An 18,431-nucleotide genomic window follows, 5' to 3' on the forward strand; every position below is an offset into this window, starting at 1 on the left:
CACACACCCCTGACACCCCGTCACCCGAGACCCCGCCCGGGCCGTGTGTGGGGGCCTGATCGTCAGGTCACCCGGGACCCGACCCGGGACCCGAGCACAGCGAGCTGCCTGCAGCCGACTGCCCCCCCCCGGGGCGAGTCGGCGCGGACGGCGGCGGTCAGCCGAAGACCGGGGTTTCGGCCGAGTAGAGGAAGCGGGTCCGGGAGCGGTCGAGGAAGTTCTCCTCGTCCGCCGCGATGGTGGTGGTGTAGGTGTCGGAGGTGAACCAGCGAGTGGCGTCGGCGATGCTGTCGACCCACACCTCGGCGACACCGTCACAGACAGCGGTGCTGATGCCGGGGATCTCGTCGCCGGTGGGCAGCAGTTGCACGTAGCGCCGGACCGGGACCTCTCCGGCGGGCAGCGTCGCCAGCAACGGGGTGTGCTTCTGCGTCCAGTACTCCACGAACTCCTCGTGGGACAGGTCCGGCCGCCGCGTCAGGAAGATACTGAGCTTGATCACAGGAGACTCCTCGAAACCGAGATTGACTTGCCTGAGCAACTGACAACGTAGACCGCATTACTTGCCCGGGCAATAGATATTTCTTGCCCAGGCAAATAACATGGGCCACATGGACGAACCCTCACCCTGGCTCGACACCGAGCAGCAGGACCTCTGGCAAGACCTCCTCACCGTCGTGATCGCCCTGCCCGCCGCCCTGGACCGCCAACTGCAACGCGACGCAGGCATCTCCAACTTCGAATACAGCGTCCTCGCCCGCCTCTCGATGGCGCCTCAAGCCACCATGCGGTTCAGCGAGTTGGCCCGGGACTGCGACAGCACCCTCCCCCGCCTGTCAAAACTCATGGACCGCTTCGAAACCCGAGAATGGACCACCCGCCAACCCGACCCCCACGACGGCCGCTACACCCTCGCCACCCTCACCGACACCGGCCGGCAGAAGGTCGTCGACAGCGCGCCGGCACACGTCGCACAGGTGCACCGACTCGTGTTCGAGCCTCTCACCGCTGCGCAGCGCCGCCACCTCGGCGCAGCACTCACCAAAATCGCCGAAACCCTCCGCCAGGAGGCAGGCGACTCCACCGGGCGAACACACTGACCCCGCACAACCACACACACACGAACAACAAGCCCCCCGAGGACAGTTCGACCGGTTACGCATCGCCGAACTGCCGAGACGCCCTCGCCTCCATGCGCGCACCACCGGAAGATCACCTGGCCAGGAACCCTGTTCGACCCGCGCATCCCGGCCTCACACCCCGCCCATGAGTGAACGACGCCCGCACCCCAGCGACCCGCCCGACACCCGCCGCGAGTTGACCCAGCCCACCCTCACCACCCGGCACCCCCGACAGCAGCACAGCGGCCGTCCCGTAACTGCTGGTGACAAGCGTTGGCCAGGCAGAAACTGCGTGCTGGCGAGTCCGCAGTGCCGGTATGGTCCGGTATCCCGCCCGCCCTACCAGCGGCCGACATTCAGAGAGCGATCCACATGACCAGCCAGCACGCGACGACGACCCTGTGGCGTCCCACCGGCCCCAAGGAGCTGGAGCTGGTCCGCGAGCTGAACTGGCATGCGTGGCCGCCCCGGCTGCCCGAGCAGCCAATCTTCTACCCGGTCCTCAACGAGGACTACGCGATCAAAATCGCGCGGGACTGGAACGTGAAACACCACGGCGCCGGCTACGTCACCCGCTTCGAGGCCGAGTCACAGTTCCTGAGCCGGTACCCCGTCCAACAGGCGGGCGGACAGACGATCCTCGAACTCCGGGTTCCCGCCGAGGAGCCGGAGGACCTCAACGCCCACATCGTCGGCGAAATCCAGCTGGTCCACGAGTTCCACTGACACGGGAAGCCTGCTGACAAGGGCATGCCGGCCCGGTACGAGAAACCCGACGCGGCTGGCGCGATCACACCGCCGAAGCCGCCCCCGGACAACCCCGCTCACCGGGCCGAGCCGGCTTGCCTTGCGAACCCGCCACCCCCGCACAGGAGATGAAGAACAAGCCCAGGATGATTCGGCGCACCCCCTCACCATGCGCCGCAAGGTACCCCCCACAGCCGACAACACCCACACCGGACACACACACAGCCCGACCCCGCTCCGCGACGCCCACGGGGCCCACCCCCGGCCCGCCGGCTGCTGGTGGGGTCAGCCAGGGAGTTGGTGGAGACGGTCGCCCGGGTTGTTCTCGTCTCCTCCGGGCGGCCGACCGGCGACCGGGATGACTTCACCAAGGTCCTCACCCACGCCCATCGGGTCATCGAGCACCACGCCGGACAGATCCGGGCAACCAACGATCCGCTGCGGCAGGCGTCGGAGGCCGTCCGGCGGATGGCCTCGCAGCTGGGCGAGCTGCGCAACCGGTACGGCACGGGACACGGTCGCGCCGTCGTCCACGACGTCACCGACGAGGTGGTGGAGATGTGCGTACACGCTGCATTGCTGTGGAGCCGATGGGCATTCGCGCGCCTCCAGAACCCTTCGCTGCCGGGCGGCGGGGCGAGCAGTCCGTCGGAGTCGCGCATCTGCGTCTTCGTGTCACGCGGATGTCGACGGCCGACGGTCCATGAGAGCAGCATGCCGTACCTCTCTGACACGAGCTGAGCGGGCCGTGAGAAGAGCACAGCGGGAGGGCGACGCTGCACGTGAACGGCCTTCGGCACGCTCAGCTGCTCGACGGAGCGCCCCCGCCCAGCAGCGCGCCGATCACCGACGTAGCCGCCGACAGACCCGCCTGTTCTCTCGGGGTCAGCGTGTCGGGGTCATCGAAGGCCGCGGCCGTGCTGGCACCGCCCACCACGGCGCATACCGCCAACACGAGGGACACCAGCGCACTTCGGACACCCATCGGACACTCCCGTCCTCGGCAATACGTCCCAACCATCGCCGCACACCGGTCCGCCCTCGCCCACCCCGGACCGGCCACACGGGTGACCGACCGCAGGCGCCGCTCAACGCGGGGCTACCGCTCAACGCGGGGCTACGGGCCGCCGAGAACCGGCCCTGGCCACTGCGCCCTGCCGGCTTTCGTCACTCATGTCACCAGTAACTAAACAGGGTCAGCAGGTTCTTCCTGGCCATGCCCACGTTCCCACTGACATCAAGATGACGAACCGCCACTGACATCCGCGTGCAGACCATCAGACGGGTCTCGTGGCGGTGGAAGACCGACCTCGACCTCAAGGTCGAGCTCCGCCTGGGCTCCCTGACCCCCGAGCAGGCCAGTGGTGCCGCCCCGCTCCCCCAGGGCACCGTCGACCGGAAGCAGATGGCGCCCTCAACAACTCCCGAGCCTGCACCCTCCCCCCCCCCCCGCAGCGCGAACAGCAGCCGGAGCTTGAGCACCACACCGAGCAGACCGCGCTGCCCCTCGGCGCGCAGACGAGCACCGAGCCCGAGGGCGACGCCCCCTACGCCACAACCAGCGACCTGTGGGGCATCACCCCCACAACCGCCGACGAGGCCATCGAGACCCTCGCCGAGCGCGAGACCCGCGAGCAGCAGCAGTGCGAGCAGCGCCGGCAGGACAACTACGAGCTTGCCGTGTCCGTGGCTCTCGAATACGTCCGCCAGAACCGGCGGTTCAACGGCAAGCAGCTGTCCGAGGACGAGCGGATCCCGGTAGGCGCCCGCAGCGTCCAGCACTACGTCGACCGCATGCTCGAAGAGAGCACGATCCCCGCGGACTTCGTCATCACGCGGTAGGCCACACCTGCACTACGGCTCCCCGAGCCGCCCAACACACTGAGGGCCCGACACCACCCGGTGTCGGGCCCTCAGTGTTGCTGCACCCGGCGACTTGCACGCCGGACGGCGGTACGGGCGGCGAACGAAGGGTTCCCGCCCGTTGCCGAGTCGGCGAACCTCACCGCGGATGACACCGCGCTGACCAGCAGGTATGAATCCGGCGTACCGCCGTACGACACGGCGGGTGGTTACTGCTTGGCGTAGTCGGCGAAGCCTTGCCAGTCGATCACCACACAGGCTTCGTCGCCGACGACCCAGGCGTCGTGGCCCGGAGGGCAGTTCATGAAGTCACCGGGGCCGAACTCCATCTCCTCCCCGTCGTCCATGACGACCTTCATGCGGCCGGAAACGAAGTAGGCGAGGTGGCCGGACTGGCAGCTCTCCGTCTTCGCAATGGGCTTGATGTGTTTGGACCATTGCCAACCGGGTTCGAACGTCGCCCTGCCCACCGGCCCGGCGTCCACGTTGACGAGTTCGAGCTTTCCCTTGTTCTCCGAGAACGGACGGGTTTCCTCGGGTGAATCGAGGCTCTTGCGGATGAGGCCGGCCATGGGAACCTCCCTTGGTGGCTTGAAAACATCCCTCTGCTCATCCCCATCGTCTCGCGCACGTTCAGGACCCGCATACCGGGCTCAGCCGAGGTGAATGCGGCCTGATCAGGAACGGCAAGAGCGCCCTGCCCGGCGCCTGCAGCCCATCCCGGGGGCTACACCTGCGGTGGCGGCCCGTGCATGCCCTTGATCGCCTTGCTGACGTGCCGTCTTCGCCTCAATGACGGCGATCTCGTCGGGTGGCGCGGTGGGGGCGCGTGGTGTGGACGCCACGAACGGCACGACCGCGGACATGACCACGCCACACGCACACGGCCTCGCAGCACGCGGTGATCAGACTCTGGAGGCTGTTTCGGATCCCCGGTCGTGAGCAGCTTGGGAGTTCCGGGCTGGCGTGGTGTCCGAGCACAGGACCACACAGGGCTCATGTGTCCCGCCCTCGCCACACCTGCCCTCGCGGCCGCCACTGTGGCCATCCTGATCCTCACCATCGAGAACAGCGGCGACCGGTAGGCAACGGGCCCTTGTGGGGCGCGTCAGGCGGCTCCAGACGCATACGGCGGGTTGCTCCGGCCCGGTGGTGTGCGTCGGGGGCGCCTGCGCGCCGCCCGGCCCGCAGCCTCGACCCTCCGCACAGTGGGCGGGTGCTGCTCCCGCCGGTCTCCATCGCCCCCGCCCAGCCGAGACCCCGGCTCCCCGAGGACTTCTCCGGCCTGAACGCCGCGCCGGCCTGCACCACGATGACACCGGCTTTCGTCTGGTCACGCTCGTGGTCTGTGTACTGGGTGTGGGAACGGCGCTGGCGGTGTGGGCGGCGCCGCAGATCGTGGGCCTGTACATGCGGGACACCCCGGACAGTCACGGTTGTCGCCGTCCGGATGATGAGGTGGCACGGTGATGAACCACGATGAGGCCGCGCCTGTCCAGCCGTTGACGTTGGCTTGGGTGGGTCTGTACCTGGAGGCCGGCGAACGGATCGTCGGAGCCGAGGCGCTGCACGGCGGCACTACCGCCGAGGTGCGGAAGCTGATCATCGGCACACGGGACGGAGGTACCCGTGACCTGGTGCTGCGGAGCTACGTCGACCCGTTCTATGTGGAGCACGCCGAGAGCGGGCTGATGGGAGAAGCCGACGCTTTGACCCTGCTCGCCGGGACCGATGTGCTGGCTCCCTCACTGGTCGCAGTTGATCCGACCGCCGCGCAGTGCGAGTATCCGTCGCTGCTGATGACTCATCTGGAGGGCCGGACGGTCCTCGACCGTGCGGGAGAGGAGGCGCGCGTTCGCCTGCTGGCCCGTCAACTTGTGGCGATCCATGCAGTGCGCCCCGCTGAGCGGCCCCGGGAATATACGGCGTTGACGACCGCCGACACCGGCGTGGTTCCCAGGGGTGCCGACGCGGTCGCATGGGCCGCGGCGATCGACGTGATTCGCAGGCCCGCGCCGCCCTATGAAGGGCGCTTCCTGCACCGGGACTTCCAGCCCGGCAACGTGCTGTTCGACGTGCCGCCTTCGGCCCCGGAAGGTGCTCGGATCTCCGGCATCATCGACTGGGCAGCAGCCTCCTGGGGTCCGGCCGATCTCGATGTGGCGCACTGCTCCGTCAATCTCGCGCTGCTGCACGGCCCGGCGTGGGGTCTGCGGTTCGCCGAGGCGTACGAGGAGGCCGGCGGAGTACTGGCCGCGACCGCGAGCGAGCGGCGGTACTGGCGGGTGCGGGACGCGCTGGCTGCCTCGGAAGAAGTGCATTCGGTTTCGCAGCCGTGGCGGGAGGCCGGGAGGACAGAGCTGACGGCCCGGGCTGTGGAGGAGCGGTTGGACGCCTATGTCACCGCCCTGATGGACGCGCCGGGCTGACCCGCAAGACACAGCCGCAGTTGGCCGAGGTCGCCGGGACTGCCTTGGCTTCGGCGAGACAGGGCATCGCCTTCGCTACCACACTGGACTGAACCGCTGATCTGTTCGCATGGTCGCTCTTTGGGGTGATTGCTGGGTAGTGGCCGGTCCCGCTCGCGAACCTGAACACTGCGGGCCGCTCCCCGCCCTGCGTCAACTATTTAAGGGAGCGGCTGTCCGAGAGTGCGTTCCACGTCGGTCAAGGCCGCGCTGGGTGCCGGGTCGGCGAGGTCGGTGTCCGCCGACATGGTCAGGAGGTGATCGCGCCACATCCCGCCAGTCTCCCAACACGCCCGGCAGGACTACTCGATCGGTCCCCAGGCGCGGTAGGGCCGCTGCCGCACGGGCGCCTGGCGGGACGGTGCGGGGTGGTGGCGCCGGCGGAACCGTTCCTTGATGATGTGGGTCAGGGCTGCTGCGAGCCCGCCGAGGATCGGGAGGGTGAAGACGCCGCCGAAGACCAGCAGTCCGATGCCGCCCTTCTCCCCGTCCACGACCTTGAGGGTGCCGGAGACGAGGAGGCACACCATCACGACGCCGTACGGCAGCGCCCACGGCCAGGGGTTCGGCTCGGGCAGCCCGCGCAGCGCCGCGTACCAGAAACGGGCGCACCACCAGGTGACGGTGAACGCCGACAGTGCCACCGCGGCGAAGGCGAGGAAGGGCAGCAGGGCGGTGGCATGCCACGCCAGCAGCGAGAACACCACCCCCATGATCGCCATGAAGGGGGTCAAAATGGCACCGATGCCGAGGCGTTGACCACGGGAACCGCTGAGTGCGCTGGCCGGGATGTACATGACCGCCCACTCTAGGCGCCGGCCGGCTGTGTGGTGTTCTCCCGGCCCAGGCGGGTGCAGGCTGCCGTCCCCGCCGCGGTGATCAGCAGTGCCAGCGCCCCGATCGGCCCGGTGAAGGTGCTGGAGTTCAGGTCCGTCTCGTGCGTCTCCACCGGGGCCGCTGCACCGGCGGGGTCATACAGCACCCGCACCCTCTCGCCCGGAGACACCAGGTTCCTCTCGCAGCCGTCACTGTCGTGCATGGCGGGGGAAATGGCTTGGCCGTCGCGGGCGCGGAGCGTGCACTCGATGCTGTCCTTGCGCTCGTGGACGCCGGTCACCACGGCCCCCGTCACCCGGCCCCGGCTCTCCAACGCCCGCTCCTCACCGGCCGCTTGGGAGACAACCCCCAGCACGATCGCGGCACCGGTGACACCGGCCAGCACGCCACCCGCAGCCTTCAAGGACTCCCGGCGTCGGGCGTGGCGGAAAACGGCGGCCGGCGCCACGCACAGCGTCACCGGAATCACCAGCTGCGCGACCAGCAGGCTCAGACCGTGCAGCGGGCCCGGCAGCGGCACCGCCGCGGCAGACCAGGCACCGCTCACCGAGACGGCAGTGCATGCCGCGGTGAATGCGAGCCACGGAAGCCAACTCCTGGGCGGCGTATGGCGGGTTGGCCCAGCATCTCGCTCCGCGGTGAGCATGCCCACGTCCTCGCCCTCCGTCGTCCACATCACACCGTCATCCCCCTCCGCTGTTCACGGCGATCATTCCATCGCAGCAGGTCACGCGTCTGGGATGACCGTATGGGGCAACGCCTGGAGGTCGGCATCCCGGTGGCCGTGCGCGTGCGACAGGCTGGCTGCGCAGACGTGTCCCGTTTCGCCGCAGCTGACTCCGCGGAACCGGTGCACCGGCCGGCTGCAGTAGGGGATGGGTGTCTACGCGAGCTGCTGGCGGTTCCGGCGGAGCCTCTGCTCGCGCAGTCGGATGCTCTCCTCCTTGCCCCTCCAGCGCTGGCGCCGCAGAGCCCTGCGAAAGACACATCCCGCGGCCGCCGTCAGTACTGCGAGCGCGGCCATCATGCCGATGAACGGCCTGTTGAACGGGTCTTCCTCCACGGCCGGAAAGGCGATGAGGAGCACAATTCCGAGGACGGTCACTGCGGCCCCGACGAAGAGGCGCATCGTCGGGTTGCGTACGGACCCGTACCCCGCCGGGAACTCCACGCCTTCAGGCGCGAACGCGGTTGGCTCGCCGGCCCGTTCGAGGTCGAAGCCGAGGGCCAGGTCGGCCGGAACATCGCCCGGCGGAAGGGCTCGTGCCTCCGGGAGCCGGTCGAGCGTCGTCCAGGCCTGGATGAGGAGCCAGCGCACACGATCGCGACGCCTCCACCGGTACAGGACGACCAGCGGGGCCACACCGAACACGGCTGTCAGGACGGCGCCCAGCACCAGTGCCACGGCGATATCCATGGCGTTCCCGGAAGAGACCTGCTCGCCAACTGCCGCAGGCAGCACGGCAACGGCGAGGACGGGCATCACCACACAGGCCAGGAATCCAAGTGCCCTGGCCGGTGACTGATCCTCACGCACCAGGGCATCCAGCACGTCCTTCCGTGCCCTCAACAGCGTGGCCCGATCCGCGTAGGCCGACACCGCACTCGGCCCGGCAGGCAACGGCCTTGTGAGGGATCGGACACCTCCAGCCTGGCCGTGCTGCTCGGCAGGCTCCGACGCCATCGCCACTCTCCTCTTCCCGCCCCGGCTCCAGGTCAGCATCTCGCCGACCCGGTGCAGAACCGTACCCGGAGGTCCGCACGGGCCGAGTGGCCGCACGGGCTGTGCGTTGGCGCCGGGCGACTCAGCCGGTCATGCGCGGCGATGTACTCGTCCAGGGGCATGTCCTCGAAAGACAACAGGCCTTGGGATTCCTCGGAGGTGGCGACAAGTGCGGCGAGGAAGCGGGCCTCCTCCCCCGTGACACGCCCGTCAGCGAGCGCGCACATCGTGGCGATGGGGTCGAGTACGAATTTCTCGCCCTCGACGGCGATGCGGAGGCTGGGCACTTACAAGCGCCCGTCGATGAACTCGGCTTCATCCCGGTACACAAGTGGCGGCAGGTTCGGCGGCGTGCGGCTCGAGCGGTCCCTGGTCTGGCGGGCTGCGGGGTTCTGCGGACCGACCCGCTTGTTCCGCGCCTTCTTGTCTCGCTTGCCCATGCTCGGATCACGCGTCGCGGGTGAACGTGACCCGGTGGTCCACCCGTTCAACGCACGCGGCTCACCCGGCCGGCCGGATGGGCGTCCCCTTCGGCGCCAGTAGGCATGTGCCACCGCCCAGCGGCCCCTATAGCTCCCCCATGTCGCTTCCAGTCCGGCGGTCCCAGTTACCTGACCGGCCGTTAGGCGAGGAGGACGACCCGATCAGCCGCGACAGTGAAGCCGAGCACCGGGTGGTCAGCGTCGCCCTCCGGGGCCATCAGTACCGGCTTGCCCAACCGCCGCCCGATCTCCCCAAGGAAGCCGCAGAACACGTCAAGTCGCTCCTGGCCCTGCAACTCGCGCAAGTCGACGTCGAAGTCGACTTCCTCGTCGGTATGGAAACGGAAGATCGCCAGCACATCAGCGGCCGGCCAGACCCGCAGGTCCGGGCGCTCGGCGTCAGTTGGGCGGGACAGCACGACCTCTGCCCGGGGCACCGGAAGCACCGTGCCTCCCTCGGAGTACTTGCACGTCCAGTCCCGCTCCGCGATGAGGTCGAGGAGCGCCTGCCAGCCCTCCACCGAGCTATTCGGGACACGCACGTCCGGCAATGCCCCCATCAAGTCCGGGTCGAAGAAGCACCGCACGTCATCCCACAGCAGGTCGGTCACCCGGCCATGCTGCCCGGCCCGCCGGCTCAACACCCCTCGTTTCTCTTGGCCAAAGACATCGGAGCACCTGGCGCACTAGGCGGGTACGCCGTTGGCGCACATGCGGCAGGAGGTGCCCTGGTGGGGGTCGTAGCGGCGGCGACCGCAGCCGCACAAGGGCCAGTCCAAGCAGACGGGGCACTGGGCGTAGGGGGCGGCGACGGGTACACCGCAGGCGCCGTCGCGGCCGGTGCATTCCTGTACGGGCGGGCGGTAGGTGACGGCGTCGGCGAGGCTCCGGCCGGCGACCGGGGTCCCGGGCTCACGCGCTTCTCCCTCATCCTCTGCGCCGGAAGTGCGGGCGGCGTAGGGCCGGGTGAGGAGCCGGCCGCCCCGGCAGTCGGGGCAGGGGGTGTCGTCCTGCCCGGGCTGGTCGGGGCCGGCGCGGTGCCAGCCGTCTTCGCAGCGGCCGGCGCAGGCGGTGGCGACGATCAGCCACAGTGCCACGTCGTCGGGCCGGTAGCCGTCGCGGTAGTGGTCGCCGGCCCGTTGCAGGGGGCGGTCGGCCCACCCGTTCCACCAGCGGCGTTCGATGCGGGCTGTCAGGTCGCGTGGGCGGATGTGCCGGCGCAGTTCGGTCTGGATGGCTTCGACCACCGTCGGGGGGATGTTGCCGCCGCAGGCGTGGATGACCCGGTCCGGCACGGCGGCCAGGACCGCCCGGACCGGGTCGGCGGAAGTTTCCGCGTTCTGGCAGCCGGGGCACTGGTCCCAACCCCACGAGCGGGGGTAGACCGTCTTGGTCCACTTCCGCCGGTCCTTGCGCCGGCCCGGTTCGATGTGCACGAGCTGGGAGGCCGCGCCGGGACGCTGCTGCAGACTGCCGCCGCAGGTGCGGCACTTGCCCTGGCACGCCAGGCATTCGCGGCCGTCGGAGTGCCCGGTGCGGGCCTGGCAGCTGGGACACTCACGCCGGCACACCTCGCACAGATGGTTCTCCGGGTGAGGCAGCGGGAGCCAGCGGTCCTCGCCCTGGCAACGCACGCACTTACGCGTCTCGGTCTCCTCGAAGTGAGTGGGCAGCGCCGGGTGGCCCGGGCACTGCCCGCAGTAGACCGAGGGCCGGTCCGTGCGGCGGTTCAACATGCAGCACCTCCCGGTGTATTGGGCGGAGACAGGCCAACATATGCCGCCCCGGTGACAGTGGAGCACGCATGAAGGCCATACTCCTCCCCCGGCGGGGCCGGCTTCGCGGTGGAATCACCAATGCGGGGCCCTGGGCAGTGTTGGAAGTGTCGCCGGTGACGATGTCCGAGCCGTTGATCCCCGACCCGTCCTCGAAGGAGCCTCCACCGGGCTCGTCGATAACGACGGCGGCGGAAAGCGTGCGGGACCACGGGCAGCGGGCAGTCGCGGGTCTGCTCCGTCAGGTGCTGCACGGCGGCCTGTTGGGTGAGCATGTGCGCAACCGTGCCAAGTCCCACTGACAGACGGGCACGCGAGTGACGACTCGCCAGTATCGGTGCGGCTTCCCAAGTCGCTCGTGACGGCCGGAACGTTGGCGGAGTCAGGGACGGGCGTAGCGGTGCATGCGGCGGTCGTAGTCTGCGGCCGGCTCCAGGCCGGCGGCGGCGCGGCGTTCGTCGAGCTGGTCGGGGTCGGCCACCGGGTGGGGGCGCATGTTCGAGCGATCGGGGTCGTGGGTGTACTGCGTGCCGTACGTCTGCAGCTTGCCGTCTGCCACCTGTACCCGGTCGGTGAGGTAGGCGAGGTGGCGTGCGGGTGCCTCGCCTGCCGTGACGGCGGATTTCACCAGTTCAAGTGCCCGGCGCTGGAAGGCCGGGGAGAGATCCGCGTGCTGCACCAGGAGCCACGCTTCATCGGCTCCCTGCTTGCCGACCAGGCTGATGCCGGGCCAGCCGTGCTCGGCGAGGACCTGCTCGAGCCAGGCGGTGTTGTCCTCGTCGACACGAGTCAGCTCGGCCCCCTGGTCCGTCTCCAGGGCTCGGTACCGGGCGGCCTTGTCCCGCTCCGCGCGACGGTGCAGTTCCGCGGCGAGTTCCTCGTTCATCCGCTCCCGCCTCTCCATCTGCTGTGAGAACTGGTGCTCTTGGGAGGCTGCGCACAGCGGCGGGTAGCCGAAACGCCCTTCCCCCGGCACCGCACACCACACACTGGCGACTTCCGCTGATCGAGGACGGCGTCCTCCCCGGTGGCACCAGACACACCGTCACGGGTGGTACGCAAGACTCCCATTCGGCGGAAGCGGCCGCGTGACACCCCGGGCACGCGGCGGAGGTTCCGGCGGCGGGACTGTGAGGCACCGCCGTCCTCCCCCTGCGTCCGCCGGCAGGGCTCAGCGGTGGCAGGTGTGGTTGCGTGTCGGCGAGGCCGGGCCGGGGGCGGTGTAGCGGGCGTGGAGGGGGTAGGGGCAGAGGTTCCGGGTGACGGGCGTGCCGTCGGAGGGGGTGGTGGCCGCGGGCAGCGTGTCGGGGGCCTGGCCGTGTTCCACCCACTTCACCACGGCGCTCAACGGGTCCGTGGGCACGGGACCGTTGCCGCCGCCGCAGTGGCCGACGCCGGGCGCGAGGAAGACCCGGAAGAAGGAGTCGGTCTTCTTCGCGCCGCCCATGGCGCGTTCGACGCGCTTGCGGTAGTCGACGGTCCCCTGGGGCGTGATCAGTTGGTCGGCCCCGCCGTGCCAGGTGACCATCTTGCCCCCGGCCGCCTCGAATTCGCTCAGGTCCGGGTCGTCGGTGCCGATGATCCGGTGGTACTGCCGCTGGGACTGGCGGAAGAGCCGCTCGAACTCCGCGTAGGTGATCTCGGAGATGTCGAAGTCCGGGTCCCGGCGCAGGAAGTACTTGATCCAGTTCGCGCTGAGCGGGAGCGGCGCGCCGGCCAGGGTGCCGTCGGCTGCGGCCTTCGTCCCGGCGAGGCCGGTCAGCGGCGCGCTCTTGTCCGGGCCGTACCAGAGCGGTTTCCCGCTGCGGGTGGTGGGACCCTGCCAGATGCGGGCCACGACCCTCGCGTCCTCGGCGCTGATCCGCGGCCGCTCGCCCCGGCAGAGGACGCGCTTGCCGATCAGGGCCTTCGGGTCGAAGCGGCAGCGTCCCGGCTCCTGGACGACGCCGTCCGCCACCCCGTCGTCCGGGTCGCATTCGGCGACGGCTGCCCTGGTGAACGCGTGGAGTTCGCAGGCGCTGAGGTGGTTCCCGCTCTGCTCCATGACGACCTGCGGCCAGATCCCGGCCGGGACGAAGCGGTCCCAGTTACCGGCGGGCGCGGCCGCGACGATGCCGTCGAAGTCGCGAGGGTGGCGCTGGGCCGCCATCCAGCCCTGACGCCCTCCGGTGGAACAGCCGTTCCAGTAGGAGTAGAAGCGCTGCCGGCCGTAAAACGAGCCCGTCAACTGCTTGCCGACCACGGCCGTTTCGTGAAGCGAACGCTCCGCGAAGTTCCTCAGCAGCCCCGTGTCGACCCGGCCCCGGCCGTCGAGCGCCCAGGACGACGGGTCCTCCTCGTCCGTACCGGCGCCGGCGTCCGTCGTGGCGGCCGCGTAGCCGTCGCCGACCGCGTCGGCGAGTGCCCGTCCGTCCGTACGGGCGGAGAAGCCCCCGCCGCCGCGGACCTGGAACCGCCCGTTCCACGACTCCAGCGGCAACCACAGGTGCGTGTGCGCCCGTTCGCCGGCGCCCGGGTGCGTCAGCACCACCGTCACCTCGCACACGCCCGGTGCGCGGTCGCCGGCTCCGGACGGCCGGGCCTCCGCTGCCGTGCGGACGACCGAGGACACCGACACCACGCGGGCGCCGCCGACCCGGGGCTCGGGAAGGCTGCCGCACCGCTGCTGCGGTGACGAGGAGCGGGGAGAGTCCGTGTTCTGCACGTGCGCCGGCGCCGTCAGCGCGAACACGATGACGATCAGGAACGAGAAGGTGAGAAGGCGCTTCATCGAGGTCCTCGGGGCACAAGCAGGCCATGTACAGGGGCTTCACGGGCGACTCGGTCGCCCCGAAGTCCCGCCGGTCTCCGGTCACTTCCCGCGTCCCCGCCGAAGAGTCCTGCCCCACGATGAACCGGACGAGGCACAGCGCTTGCGCCGGGACGTCGGCCGGGGAGCCGAACGGGAAATCAGACGCGGAGGTCCCGGTGACGAGGCGGCTCGGGGCGGGGGGTGCGGGGCCCGTGGGTCAGGACAGGGGAGGCGTCGTGGACGGCGCGGGGCCGGGAGACGTGGCGGCCGTCTCCCAGGTGAATCCGTCCGGGTCGGTGAAGTGGCCGGCGGTGCTGCCGAGGACGACGCGGTGCGAGCCGGTGCCGTCGGCAGGGAGACCGAGGTCCTTGGCCAGCCCGCCGCGCTTGTACAGCGCCAGCTTGATGGAGCCGGACTCGTCGGAGGTGAACTCGGCGTACTTGCCACCGAAGCTCCTGGCCACACTCAGGCCCCGGCCGACGTAGAACTGCTTGCTGGCCTTCACGTCCTCGACGCCGAGCAGGAGCACGATCTCGTCGATCTCGCGCGTGGCCGGGCCAGTGTCCTTCTTCGCCGAGGTGGCGATCTTCCAGATCGTCCCGTCCGGCGCCTGGACGACGCCGCCGTAGCCCCACAGCGACTTCGCGGCGGGCTTCAGCACCGTGGCGCCGGCGTCCACGGCGGCGCCGACGAAGCTGTCGACGGTGGCCGGCTGGGACACCGTGAGCGCCAGGGTGAAACCACGGAAGCCGGTGGAGTGTGCCTCGGACGCCCGCAGGTGTATGCGCGTGTCCACTCCGAAGGCGGTGTAGAAGCGGCAGGCGGCCCCGGGGTCGGCCACCTCGAGGGTGACGGATGCGAGGGACGTGTCGGATGCGGTGGAACCGGTGGTTGCCATGGCCATCACGCTAGGGGCTCCTCGGTGGCCGTGGCTTCTCGATTCCTGACGGGTCTCGTCACTTGCTCCGCCACACACGCCGGCATTCCCTCCACCCTGATCGCGGAGCCCTCGTCGTGGTCCGCGCCCACAGCGTGGTCGGCCGCCGCGTCCGCAGCCTGGCGCCGGAAGACCCAGGGCGACATGCCCACGAGCTCGGTGAAGCGGGTGGTGAACGTGCCCAGCGACGCGCAGCCGGCCTCGAAGCAGACCTCAGTGACGCTGAGGGCGCCCCGTCGCAACAGCGCCGTCGCGCGCTCGAAGCGACGCGTCATCAGGTACGCGTACAGCGGCTCACCATAGGCGGCACTGAATTGACGGCTGAGGTGCCCGGCGGACATGTTCACTCCGCGCTCGGCGCCGACCCTGCGCGAGCGCGGGATCGGCCTGCACGTCATCGAGCAGGGCATCGGCACCTCGACCGTGGAGGGCCGGGGCCGCCCTCGCCCAACCTCTCTACGACGAGCGGGACATGACTGCGCCCCGTCGGTGAACGTGTCTCCGCTCGTGGGCTTCAGGGGGCCGTTCGGCACCGGTTATCGACCGCTAGTTCTGGGTCAGTTGCAGTATCTTCGTCGCACTGTGGACACTCTGTGGCGAAAGTGACGTTTCGTGATGGCGTCTTCGAACTCACGCGGCTCACGTTTTCCGATGTTCGCCCGGTCTTCGGGCGTCGCCGACAGGAGGAGGAAAATATGACGTGGGAGACTCCGACGTATGAGGTGATCGAGGTCTGCGCTGAGGCCAGCGGATACTTCTACCGGGGCTGACAGTCGGACCTCACGGGCCGTTCTGCCCGATTTTCCGTAGTCGCAACGGGTTGCTGAAATCTGTGACGAGGCTACGTGTCCGTTGACGCAAGGTCCCGGTTCGGCACATTGGGCCCGCGGGGGCCTTGCGTCATTCGCTGACAGTGGGTTTCGGCGTGCCGTGCGGAAGTCAGCCGCGCGCCGCGTCTGGCAGATCGACGTGCATGAGTTCGCGGTACTGGCCTGGGTTCGCGTCTGCCATCGGCCGTCGATCGGGCTTCAGCTCCGGGTGGGCGATATGGCGCCCTTGACGGGTTGTTGCGGGGGTTCAGGGGGCCGGTGGGTGGTCTGCCACGGTGCCGTGCGTGACGAGGTTCTGGCTGGGCATCGCGAACACGCTCCCCAGTAGGAAGCGGGTCCTGGCCACCGAGAACGCCCTGGACAAGGCTTCACTTTAAGGTGGCTCAGGTGAATCTTGAATTCCTTCCGCTGATAGCGCTCGCTGCCGGGCTCAGCCTCGACAATTTCCGCTCGTCGATCGCCATCGGCACCATCCCGTTCGGCTGGCGTCGCGCCGTGCAGGTGTCCCTCGTATTCGGAATATGGGATGCCGTGGGCCCATTACTGGGGGGACTGTTCGGCAGCTACCTGGGGAGTTTTCTCGGCGACACGGCGGAGTACATCGGAGCGGCCGCGCTGGGAGCATACGGCTTGTGGTTCATTGTCGGCGCGATCCGGAATCCGGAGCCGCAAGACTTGGACCATCCTTGGATGTCACTCTTCGGCCTGCCACTTACCCTGAGCATCGACAATTTCCTTGCAGGAGTCGGCCTGGGGGTCACCGGGTTCTCTCTCGTGGTCCCGATGCTGGTCTTCGGCGCCATGACGGCGATCATGTCGTTTGCCGGGCTCTTCATCGGACAGTTGGCCACCAAAGTGATCCGGATCCGTTCCGACTTGTTCTGCGGCATCTCGCTCGTGGGGGCGGCGATCCTGCTGCCGCTGGTCTTCAGCGGCTGAGCTGCCGTTCCCTACCCCGCTGCGCCGTGACCGGGTGAGGAACCCGGTCACGGCGCGAGCCGTGTCCGGCCGGGGCGGTCCCGTTGGCGGCAGTACGGCGAGCTCCTGCCGGCCGGATCCGGTCGGCAGGAGCTCGCCGTACTGTTCTGCGACGCCTGGTCGCCGCCGGCCCTCGCCTGCCCGCCGTCGTGCGCGGGCGTCAACTCACCGGCGCCGCGGCGGTCCTGGTCACTCCGGCAGGGCGAAGGCGATCAGTGCGTCTCCGTGGCCGGCGCCGAGCATGCCGGGAAGGATGCCTTCGAGCCAGCCGCCCCAGCCGACCGGCACGGCGATGTACTGCTTGCCGTCGATGCTGTAGGTCATCGGGCTGCCGTGGTGGCCGCTGCCGCACTGGAACTTCCACAGCTCCTCACCGGTCCGGGCGTCCAGGGCGATGAACTCGCCCGTCGGGGTGCCGGCGAACACCAGGTCCCCTGCGGTGGCGAGTACCGACGATGCCATGGGGTGCTGGTTGCGCCAGCGCCACTTCTCCTCTCCGTGGGTGTCGAACGCGCTGATCGATCCGGCCATGTCGTCGATGTCGACCTGTACGGCGGCGCCCCAGTAGGGCACGCCTTCCTTGAACTCGCGACGACGCCGGATGGCGGTGGCGCCGACGTCGGCGACCGGCACGTAGAACATCTCGGTGCGGTCGCTGTACGCGGCGTGCGTCCATTCCTTCGCGCCTGCCGGGCCGGGGTAGAAGTGGACCGGCTCGCCTTCCTTGTCGGGGTACTTCCTGGGGGTGACCCTGCCGTCGCGGGTGATGGTGCCCCAGTCGATCCGGTCGACGAAGGGGGTGACGTGCTGCAGTTCGCCGTTGGTGCGGTCCAGGACGAAGAAGTAGCCGTTCTTGTCGAAGTGGCCGAGCAGCTTCTTCCCGTCCCGCTCGAACAGGATCATCTCCATCGTGGAGTCGTAGTCCCACAGGTCGTGCGGGGTGAACTGGTAGTGCCACACGATCCGTCCGGAGTCCACATCCACGGCGACGACGCTGTCGGTGTAGAGGTTGTCGCCCGGGCGGACCTCGCCGTCGAAGTCGGGTGCCGGGTTGCCGGTGCCGGCGTAGTAGAGGTTCGTGTCCGGGTCGTAGGTGCCGGTGACCCAGTGGTTGGCTCCGCCGCGCGTCCAGGCTTCGCCGTCGGCGGGCCAGGTCTCGGCGCCGGGCTCGCCCGGTTTGGGGACGGTGTAGCAGCGCCAGCGCTGCTCGCCGGTCTCCAGGTCCCAGCAGTCGATGTGTCCGCGTACGCCGAATTCGCCGCCGGAACTGCCGGTGATGAGGGTGTCCTTGACGACCAGGGGTGCGAGTGTGGCGCTCTCGCCCGCGCGTACGTCGCCGGTGGTCTTCTCCCAGACCGTCGTGCCGTCGGTGGCGTCCAGGGCCAGCAGGTGGGCGTTCGGGGTGACGAAGTAGACCTTGCCGTGGGCCACCGCGCAGCCGCGGTTGACGTTCCCGCAGCACAGTGAGACGTCGAAGGGTACGGCGTGCTTGTAGCGCCAGAGCTGTTCGCCGGTCTTCGCGTCCAGGGCCCAGAACCAGCCGTCCCAGCCGGTGACGTACATGACGCCGTCCACGACGACGGGAGTGGCCTCGAACGCGTAGGTCGAAGCGCCCGCTATCTGGCCGGAGGCGCCGGCCTGGAACATCCAGACGGGTCCGATGTTCTTGACGTTCTGTGTGTTGATCTGGTCCAGCAGGCTGTACCGCTTGCCGTCGTAGGCGCCGTAGTAGGTGAGCCAGTTCTGCGGTTCCTGCCGTGCGTCGACGAGGCGTTTGTGGTGGACGTTCTGCACGACGGCGGGCGCGGTGCCGGAGGAGGCGTTCAGCGCTCCCTGGTTGATGGCCTCGCCGGCGTCCACGTATTCGGCTGTCATGGGA

At 69.3% G+C, this 18,431-nt stretch carries 20 protein-coding genes and 1 pseudogene; 7 read left to right on the top strand and 14 right to left on the bottom strand.

Annotated features, from left to right (window positions below):
* Nucleotides 1-157 precede the first annotated feature (157 nt).
* Entirely contained in the window at nt 158-502 is a 345-nt protein-coding gene (locus AC3AGO_RS00200) for an EthD domain-containing protein (RefSeq protein WP_487817986.1), read from the bottom strand.
* 109 nt (nt 503-611) lie between these two features.
* On the opposite strand from AC3AGO_RS00200, the gene AC3AGO_RS00205 reads away from it, so the two are divergent.
* From AC3AGO_RS00205 to AC3AGO_RS00215, 3 genes are all read left to right on the top strand, one after another.
* Complete coding sequence (locus AC3AGO_RS00205) at nt 612-1,100, top strand: MarR family winged helix-turn-helix transcriptional regulator (RefSeq protein WP_487817996.1); 489 nt, start codon at nt 612-614, stop codon at nt 1,098-1,100.
* A gap of 393 nt (nt 1,101-1,493) precedes the next feature.
* Complete coding sequence (locus tag AC3AGO_RS00210; protein ID WP_487817988.1) at nt 1,494-1,847, top strand: hypothetical protein; 354 nt, start codon at nt 1,494-1,496, stop codon at nt 1,845-1,847.
* A 300-nt stretch (nt 1,848-2,147) separates the two neighbouring features.
* Entirely contained in the window at nt 2,148-2,609 is a 462-nt protein-coding gene (locus AC3AGO_RS00215) for an abortive infection family protein (protein ID WP_487817997.1), read from the top strand.
* Nucleotides 2,610-2,670: 61 nt separating this feature from the next.
* Here the strand turns inward: AC3AGO_RS00215 and AC3AGO_RS00220 are convergent, their stop codons facing one another.
* The gene (locus tag AC3AGO_RS00220; RefSeq protein ID WP_487817998.1) at nt 2,671-2,853 is read right to left on the bottom strand and encodes a hypothetical protein; all 183 of its coding nucleotides are present in this window, start codon (nt 2,851-2,853) and stop codon (nt 2,671-2,673) included.
* Between the two features lie 305 nt (nt 2,854-3,158).
* Between AC3AGO_RS00220 and AC3AGO_RS00225 the strand changes: the two genes are divergently transcribed.
* Entirely contained in the window at nt 3,159-3,710 is a 552-nt protein-coding gene (locus AC3AGO_RS00225) for a hypothetical protein (protein ID WP_487817999.1), read from the top strand.
* Nucleotides 3,711-3,940: 230 nt separating this feature from the next.
* Here the strand turns inward: AC3AGO_RS00225 and AC3AGO_RS00230 are convergent, their stop codons facing one another.
* Nucleotides 3,941-4,303, bottom strand: a complete 363-nt coding sequence (locus AC3AGO_RS00230; protein ID WP_487818000.1) for a cupin domain-containing protein — start codon at nt 4,301-4,303, stop codon at nt 3,941-3,943.
* An 897-nt stretch (nt 4,304-5,200) separates the two neighbouring features.
* Here AC3AGO_RS00230 and AC3AGO_RS00235 point away from each other — a divergent pair.
* Nucleotides 5,201-6,160, top strand: a complete 960-nt coding sequence (locus AC3AGO_RS00235; protein WP_487818001.1) for a phosphotransferase family protein — start codon at nt 5,201-5,203, stop codon at nt 6,158-6,160.
* Nucleotides 6,161-6,501: 341 nt separating this feature from the next.
* Here AC3AGO_RS00235 and AC3AGO_RS00240 read toward each other — a convergent pair whose 3' ends face one another.
* The 6 genes from AC3AGO_RS00240 to AC3AGO_RS00265 form a co-directional block, all read right to left on the bottom strand.
* A complete protein-coding gene (locus AC3AGO_RS00240; RefSeq protein WP_487818002.1) occupies nt 6,502-6,996 on the bottom strand; it encodes a hypothetical protein in 495 nt (164 codons plus the stop codon).
* A gap of 11 nt (nt 6,997-7,007) precedes the next feature.
* Nucleotides 7,008-7,682 carry a DUF3592 domain-containing protein gene (locus tag AC3AGO_RS00245; RefSeq protein ID WP_487818003.1) on the bottom strand — a complete coding sequence of 225 codons (675 nt, stop codon included), beginning with the start codon at nt 7,680-7,682 and terminating at the stop codon, nt 7,008-7,010.
* 237 nt (nt 7,683-7,919) lie between these two features.
* Nucleotides 7,920-8,720, bottom strand: a complete 801-nt coding sequence (locus AC3AGO_RS00250) for a hypothetical protein (RefSeq protein WP_487818004.1) — start codon at nt 8,718-8,720, stop codon at nt 7,920-7,922.
* 32 nt (nt 8,721-8,752) lie between these two features.
* Nucleotides 8,753-9,046 (bottom strand): hypothetical protein, encoded by a 294-nt coding sequence (locus tag AC3AGO_RS00255; protein ID WP_487818005.1) that lies wholly within the window; start codon nt 9,044-9,046, stop codon nt 8,753-8,755.
* A 335-nt stretch (nt 9,047-9,381) separates the two neighbouring features.
* The gene (locus AC3AGO_RS00260) at nt 9,382-9,852 is read right to left on the bottom strand and encodes a hypothetical protein (protein ID WP_487818006.1); all 471 of its coding nucleotides are present in this window, start codon (nt 9,850-9,852) and stop codon (nt 9,382-9,384) included.
* 75 nt (nt 9,853-9,927) lie between these two features.
* Nucleotides 9,928-10,977 carry a hypothetical protein gene (locus tag AC3AGO_RS00265; protein ID WP_487818007.1) on the bottom strand — a complete coding sequence of 350 codons (1,050 nt, stop codon included), beginning with the start codon at nt 10,975-10,977 and terminating at the stop codon, nt 9,928-9,930.
* Nucleotides 10,978-11,132: 155 nt separating this feature from the next.
* Between AC3AGO_RS00265 and AC3AGO_RS00270 the strand changes: the two genes are divergently transcribed.
* Nucleotides 11,133-11,318, top strand: a complete 186-nt coding sequence (locus AC3AGO_RS00270; protein ID WP_487818008.1) for a hypothetical protein — start codon at nt 11,133-11,135, stop codon at nt 11,316-11,318.
* Nucleotides 11,319-11,398: 80 nt separating this feature from the next.
* Here the strand turns inward: AC3AGO_RS00270 and AC3AGO_RS00275 are convergent, their stop codons facing one another.
* The 4 genes and pseudogenes from AC3AGO_RS00275 to AC3AGO_RS00290 form a co-directional block, all read right to left on the bottom strand.
* Nucleotides 11,399-11,902, bottom strand: a complete 504-nt coding sequence (locus AC3AGO_RS00275) for a DUF6624 domain-containing protein (protein ID WP_487818009.1) — start codon at nt 11,900-11,902, stop codon at nt 11,399-11,401.
* 285 nt (nt 11,903-12,187) lie between these two features.
* Nucleotides 12,188-13,786 carry a tannase/feruloyl esterase family alpha/beta hydrolase gene (locus AC3AGO_RS00280; protein ID WP_487818010.1) on the bottom strand — a complete coding sequence of 533 codons (1,599 nt, stop codon included), beginning with the start codon at nt 13,784-13,786 and terminating at the stop codon, nt 12,188-12,190.
* Nucleotides 13,787-14,024: 238 nt separating this feature from the next.
* Nucleotides 14,025-14,711 (bottom strand): glyoxalase, encoded by a 687-nt coding sequence (locus AC3AGO_RS00285; protein WP_487818011.1) that lies wholly within the window; start codon nt 14,709-14,711, stop codon nt 14,025-14,027.
* Nucleotides 14,711-15,097: pseudogene (locus AC3AGO_RS00290) on the bottom strand (helix-turn-helix transcriptional regulator); the annotation flags it as partial. The gene AC3AGO_RS00285 and the pseudogene AC3AGO_RS00290, both read right to left, overlap by 1 nt.
* A gap of 864 nt (nt 15,098-15,961) precedes the next feature.
* Here AC3AGO_RS00290 and AC3AGO_RS00295 point away from each other — a divergent pair.
* The gene (locus AC3AGO_RS00295; protein ID WP_487818012.1) at nt 15,962-16,513 is read left to right on the top strand and encodes a manganese efflux pump MntP; all 552 of its coding nucleotides are present in this window, start codon (nt 15,962-15,964) and stop codon (nt 16,511-16,513) included.
* Nucleotides 16,514-16,741: 228 nt separating this feature from the next.
* Here the strand turns inward: AC3AGO_RS00295 and AC3AGO_RS00300 are convergent, their stop codons facing one another.
* A complete protein-coding gene (locus AC3AGO_RS00300) occupies nt 16,742-18,427 on the bottom strand; it encodes a PQQ-dependent dehydrogenase, methanol/ethanol family (protein WP_487818013.1) in 1,686 nt (561 codons plus the stop codon).
* Nucleotides 18,428-18,431 lie beyond the last annotated feature (4 nt).

Source organism: Streptomyces sp. BL1, assembly GCF_057628045.1.